General features: G+C 68.6%; 7 protein-coding genes. 3 read left to right on the plus strand and 4 right to left on the minus strand.

Features of this window, described 5'->3' with window-relative positions:
• The coding region (locus G6026_RS03055) for an SDR family NAD(P)-dependent oxidoreductase (RefSeq protein WP_241727931.1) at positions 1-807 on the plus strand (807 nt) is incomplete at its 5' end.
• A gap of 17 nt (positions 808-824) precedes the next feature.
• Here G6026_RS03055 and dapA read toward each other — a convergent pair.
• A complete protein-coding gene (gene dapA / locus G6026_RS03060) occupies positions 825-1,712 on the minus strand; it encodes a 4-hydroxy-tetrahydrodipicolinate synthase (RefSeq protein WP_107757616.1) in 888 nt (295 codons plus the stop codon).
• 130 nt (positions 1,713-1,842) lie between these two features.
• Between dapA and G6026_RS03065 the strand changes: the two genes are divergently transcribed.
• Positions 1,843-2,133 (plus strand): hypothetical protein, encoded by a 291-nt coding sequence (locus G6026_RS03065; RefSeq protein WP_107757617.1) that lies wholly within the window; start codon positions 1,843-1,845, stop codon positions 2,131-2,133.
• Between the two features lie 12 nt (positions 2,134-2,145).
• On the opposite strand, the gene G6026_RS17750 is transcribed toward G6026_RS03065, so the two are convergent.
• Positions 2,146-2,271 (minus strand): hypothetical protein, encoded by a 126-nt coding sequence (locus G6026_RS17750; RefSeq protein ID WP_017837372.1) that lies wholly within the window; start codon positions 2,269-2,271, stop codon positions 2,146-2,148.
• A gap of 168 nt (positions 2,272-2,439) precedes the next feature.
• Between G6026_RS17750 and G6026_RS03070 the strand changes: the two genes are divergently transcribed.
• Entirely contained in the window at positions 2,440-3,252 is an 813-nt protein-coding gene (locus tag G6026_RS03070; RefSeq protein WP_107757618.1) for a pirin family protein, read from the plus strand.
• An 8-nt stretch (positions 3,253-3,260) separates the two neighbouring features.
• Here the strand turns inward: G6026_RS03070 and G6026_RS03075 are convergent, their stop codons facing one another.
• Both G6026_RS03075 and G6026_RS03080 read right to left on the minus strand, forming a co-directional pair.
• Positions 3,261-4,979, minus strand: a complete 1,719-nt coding sequence (locus G6026_RS03075) for a BCCT family transporter (protein ID WP_182612227.1) — start codon at positions 4,977-4,979, stop codon at positions 3,261-3,263.
• Positions 4,980-5,035: 56 nt separating this feature from the next.
• Positions 5,036-5,596, minus strand: coding sequence for a CAP domain-containing protein (locus G6026_RS03080; protein ID WP_231750392.1), 561 nt, complete (start codon positions 5,594-5,596; stop codon positions 5,036-5,038).
• Positions 5,597-5,746 lie beyond the last annotated feature (150 nt).

Raw genomic sequence — 5,746 nt, forward strand, 5'->3', positions numbered from 1 at the left:
TCCGCCACGCGAGCCCTCGTCGCGCGTGGCGCGAGGGTGGTCATGGCGTGCCGGGACCTCGGGAAGGCCGAGGCCGCCCGGGCCTCGCTGCCGGCCGGGGGCCGGGACAGGGCGCAGGTCCGTCGGTTGGACCTCGCCGACCTCGACTCGGTGGACGAGTTCGTCGCCGGGACCGCGGACCGGGTGGACGTCCTGATCAACAATGCCGGCGTCATGAACCTCCCGCACTCACGGACCGCCCAGGGCCACGAAATGCAGTTCGGCGTCAACGCACTCGGTCACCATGCGCTCACCCAGGGGCTGCTGCCGCAGCTCACCGATCGCGTGGTCTGGCTCGGGTCACTCGCGCACCTGCGGGGGCATGTCGATCCCGACGATCTGAGCATGGACCTGCGCGGGTACCGACCCATGGCGGCCTATGCCAACTCGAAGCTGGCCTGCATCATGCTCGCCTACGAGTGGCAGCGGCGGCTCGGCCGCGAGGGCAGTACGGTCCGGTCAATGGCCGCGCACCCCGGGTACACCGCCACCGAACTCCTCCGGCAGAGCGGCCGCCCCGCCGCCGACCGGTTCTTCGAGTTGGGCAACTCGATCTCGTGGGCCGGCCTGACCCCGGAGATGGGCGCGCTGTCCGTGCTCTACGCCGCCACCGTGCCGGACCTGCCGGGCGCGACGTTCGTGGGCCCCGACCGCCTCGGTGGGCTGAGGGGGCATCCCGCCATCGTCCGATCGAGTCGCACGTCCCACGACAGGCGCGTCGCCGCAGCGCTCTGGGAGCGGTGCTCGGAGATGGCGGCCTTCCGGTAGCCCGTTCCGCGGTGGACTCAGGCGAGCCCGGACGCGGCCAGTCCCTCGCGGAGCCGGTCGAGGTGCTCCGGCGGGCCCTGGAGCAGAGGCATGCGGAGTCGATCGGATCCGATCAGGCCCTGCATCTTGAGGGCGGCCTTGATCTGGATCGCTCCCTGCGAGGTGTGCATGATCGCGTCGACGGCCGGGATCAGACGGGTGTGGATCTCGCGGGCCCGGGGCAGGTCGCCGGCGTCGACGGCGTCGACCATGGCCCGGTAGTCGTCACCGGCCACATGCCCGACCACCGAGACGACCCCGGTGGCCCCCAGCGCGAGGAACGCGAGGTTGAGCACGTCGTCGCCGGAGAACCACAGCAGCTCGGTCTCGGCCATGAGCCGGCTGGCCTCGAACAGATCGCCCTTGGCGTCCTTGACCGCACGCAGACCCGGGATCTCCGCCAACCGCCGGATCGTGTCCGTGGCCAGCGCGGTACCGGTCCGCCCCGGGATGTCGTAGGCCATCACGGGGCGGCCGGCGGCGTCGGCGATCATGCGGAAGTGCTCGACGATCCCGTGCTGCGTGGGTTTGTTGTAGTACGGCGTGACCACCAGGAGGGTGTCGGCGCCCCGTTTCACCATCTCGGTGGCCGCGCGGATCGAGTGCTCCGTGTCGTTGGTGCCGCACCCGGCCATCACCGCCACGCGGTCTCCCACCGCGTCGACGACGGCGGCGACCGCGTCGTAGTCCTCCTCGTCGGTCGTGGTGGCGGACTCGCCGGTCGTGCCGTTGACCAGCAGTCCGTCGTGGCCGTGGTCGGCCAGATGGACAGCGAGTCGCTGGAGACCGTCGAAGTCGATCGAGCCGTCGTCGTGCATAGGGGTCACCATCGCGGTGATGACCCGACCGAAGGGATTGTCCGACATGGGCACCAGGATAGGCGTTGCCGGATGATCGTCACCCCGGTGCGGCCCCCGCGGTGACGACCGGAGGCACGTCGAGGGCCTCGCGGTTAGGGTCGACACCACCCCGCACACACCACCACAGGAGGACCGCATGAGTTCGGAGAAATCCCCCGAGACCCCGGAGGACCTGGGCAACACGATCGACGGCACACGGGTGGGCGACGGCAGCGCGCCGGATCCGGCGACCGCGCAGGACGCCTCCGGAATCGACCCGGATGCGCCGGGCAGCGGTGGCCACAGTGACGGGCAGAGTGTCGGCCCCGGGGACGGGACCGCGACGACGGGTTCGCGCGGCCTGGAGGAGCAGAAGCGGATCTACCAGACCCCGGAACAACCTGACCACGCCCTGGGCGGAAGTGAGGGCACCGCCGACGGGATGTAGACCCCGGGAGGGTCAGCGCACCTTGTCCGGGTTGGTGTCGAGGAAACGGCCCAGCGTGTTGTCGACGACGAGGTGTGCCACCTCGTTGGTCGTGGCGACCCCCACGCGCAGCGTGGCGACCAGAGCGTTCTGCAGCATCGAAACCTCCCAGCGAAAGATGTGACTGCCGTCACTGACGGCTGTCAGCCTACGCCCGGTCGCGGGGGACCGTAGTCACATCAGCGAAAAAAGTTGGACGGCCGTTCTGGTCGCCCGGCCCGCCCCGGCCAGGGTGGGGACGACGATACTATTGCTGTTGTATCAGCTATGGGTGGGGGTGCCGTGTCCGGTCCAGAGGTCAGAATCCATCGATCGTCCACGCGTTCCCACACCGGCGGGGGGTGGCTGGACTCGCGCCACTCCTTCTCCTTCGCCCGACACCAGGACCCGATGAACACCCACTTCGGGCGACTCCTGGTCAACAACGACGACCGGATCGCGCCGGGCAGCGGGTTCGACACCCACGGCCACCGCGACATGGAGATCATCACCTGGGTCCTGTCCGGTTCTCTGGTCCACCAGGACTCCGAGGGCCATAGCGGGATCATCTACCCCGGGCTCGCCCAGCGGATGAGCGCGGGGTCGGGAATCCTGCACTCCGAGCGCAATGACGGCTGGCGCGACGGTTCGATCCAGCACTCCGAACCGCCCACCGAGCCGGTCCACCTGGTCCAGATGTGGGTCGTCCCCGACTCCACGGGCGGAGACCCGGGCTACGAGCAGTGCGAGATCGAACACGGCGAACTGGAGAACCGTCTAGCCGTCGTCGCCGGAGGCCTCCGTGCCCACGCCGACCGGGCCGCCATCCGCATCCGCAACGACAGCTCCGCCCTCCATGCGGCGCGCCTCCATCCGGGCAGGTCGGTACAGCTCCCCGACGCGCCCTACCTCCACCTCTACGTGCCCGTCGGCTCGGTCGAGCTGGAGGACTGCGGAGAGCTGTCGACCGGCGACGCCGCGCGGCTCACCGCCACGGGCGGCCGACGGGTCACCGCCGGCACGGACTGCACAGACGGTGCCGAGATCCTCGTGTGGGAGATGCACGCGGGGATGACGATGCTCGACGTGAGAGGACACTGACGACGATCTCAGTCGGGGTCGGTGGGCTGCTCGAGTGGGTTCGGCGCGCCGTCGTCCTCCTCACCGTTCGGGATCCGGTGGAGCGGGCCGATCGGTTCGGGCGAGGGTGTGGTCTCGTTCTTCTCGAACTCCTCGGGCGAGTATGCGCGGTCCCACTGCCTCGTCACAGTGGGCGTACGTTCGCCCAGATCGGCGGAGATCCCCTTGACCAGGCTGTACATCATCACGAAGCCCATGACGAAGAAGGGCAGACCGATGACGGTGATGACCTCCTGGAGGGCGGTGAGTCCACCCGTTCCGGTTCCGGCGAGCAGCGTCGCGGCCACGGCGCCCATGAGGACGCCCCAGATCACACGCTGGTGCGTCGGCGACGGCGAGACGGTGTCGTCCTCCCCCGAGGCCATCATGTCCACGACCATCGCGGCGGAGTCGACCGACGTGGTGAAGAAGATGACGACGATCAGCACGGCGATCCCGGAGACGAGGGTCGCCAGCGGGTAGTTCGACAGGAACGCGAACAGCGCACCCGGGATGTCACCGTCGTCGACCACCGCCTCCACCAGTCCACCGGGCCCGTTCAGCTCGATGTCGAACGAGGCCATGCCGAACACGCCGAACCACACGATGGAGAAGGCCACCGGGAGGACGAGCACCCCGAAGACGAACTCGCGGATGGTCCGGCCACGGCTGATCCGGGCGATGAAGATGCCGACGAACGGCGACCACGTGATGGTCCACGCCCAGTAGAAGACGGTCCAGGTGTTCTGCCACGTCGCCAGGTCACCGTCGGCCGGGAACACGTTGTTCCAGAACGCCAGTTCAGGCAGGGTCGAGGCGTACACACCGAAGGTCTCCACCGTCCCCTTGAGCAGGAACAGGGTGGGTCCGGCGATCACGATGAAGGCCAGCAACGCGACGGCCATGGCGATGTTGACGGTGGACAGCCGCTTGATCCCCTTGTCCAACCCGGCGGCGACAGAGATGCACGCGACCGTGGTGACGACACCGATGACGAGCACCTGCACCAGCGGCGACACGGTGATCCCGAAGAGCTCGTTGAGTCCGGCGTTGATCTGGAGGGTGCCGAGCCCGACGGAGGTCGCCACACCGAACACCGTGCCGACCAGCGCCACCACGTCGATGGCTTTGCCGATCGGTCCGTAGACGCGGTTGCCGAGGATGGGCGCGAAGATGGAGCTGACGCGCGGGGGCATCTTGCGCTTGTAGATGAAGTAGGCGAAAGCCAGAGCGGGCAGCGCGAAGATCGTCCAGGTGTGCAGCCCGAAGTGGTAGAGCGTGAAGGCCATGGCCTCCTGGGCCGCCTCCCTGCTCCCCGGATCGACCCCGCCGCGGGGCGGGGTGGCGAAGTGCGAGATCGGTTCGGCCACGCCCCAGAACATGAGGATGGTGCCGATCCCGGCGGCGAACAGCATGCCGAACCAGGCCGCTGTGGAGTGCTCGGGCACCTCGTCGTCGGCACCGAGCCGGACGTGGCCGAACCGACTCAGCGCGATCCACAGCAGGAAGAGCAGGAAGATCGAGACCCCGGCGATGTAGAACCACCCGAGGTTGGTCATGATCCATCCCGAGGCGGCGCCGAACACCTCTCCCACCCAGTCCCCCGCCACGAACGTGACCACCACGAAAGCGACGATGACCGCCACAGTCGTGAGGAAGATCCCCGGGTCCGTCCTGAGTCTCAGTGCGCGCGTTATCCGTTCGGACATGGTCTCCCTCGTCTGTTCGGTGTGCTTGGCGGCGGTCCCGCTGCCCGGGCCCGGACTCAGTAGGCGAAGTTGTGCACCACGAACACTTTGCCGCCGGCCGAGTAGGCGATCCCCATTCCCGCCGAACGGTACCCCGGGTCGATCAGGTTGTCGTTGTGGCCGGGTGAGTTCTTCCACAGGTCGACCAGACATACGGCCCCGCAGTGCGTCCCCGCGGCGACGATGTTCTCCCCGAAGCCCCGGCTCAGCAGGGCCTGGTTGTGGTAGACGGCGTCCTGGGCGGCCAGCCTGTCGGCCCAGGCCTGAGCCTCGCGGTCCAGATCGGCGTTGGGGGCGAGGACGCGGAGACCCTTCGACACCCGGTACGAGTCGATCTCGCGGACGATGCCCTCGCGCAACCCCCCGGAGACGGGTCGATACATCATCTCCGTCGAGCCGACCGCCGCCCACACCTCGGCCGGCACCGCGGCACGGGCCTGGGAGATCAGCCCGTCCACCACGTGCTGCGGGATGAACGGCGGTAGGGCCTGGGCGGAGGCCGTGGCGGCCCCACCACTGATCAGAGTGGCGGAGGTGACGGCGATTGTCGCGAGTGACGCGGTGAGCCTGGAGCGCATGGAGGTGATCATGCCGTTCCGGCGCGCCTGAAGCGAGTCGATTGACGGATGAGGTAGCGCCCCCGCGTTACGGCCGTGACCTGCGAATATCAGTGTTACTGGTGGTACTGAAGTTAACGTGGGACCAGGAACAGACCGGCGCCCGGCAGG

It is taken from the genome of Dietzia sp. DQ11-38-2, from assembly GCF_014145055.1.
Taxonomy (GTDB): Bacteria; Actinomycetota; Actinomycetes; order Mycobacteriales; family Mycobacteriaceae; genus Dietzia.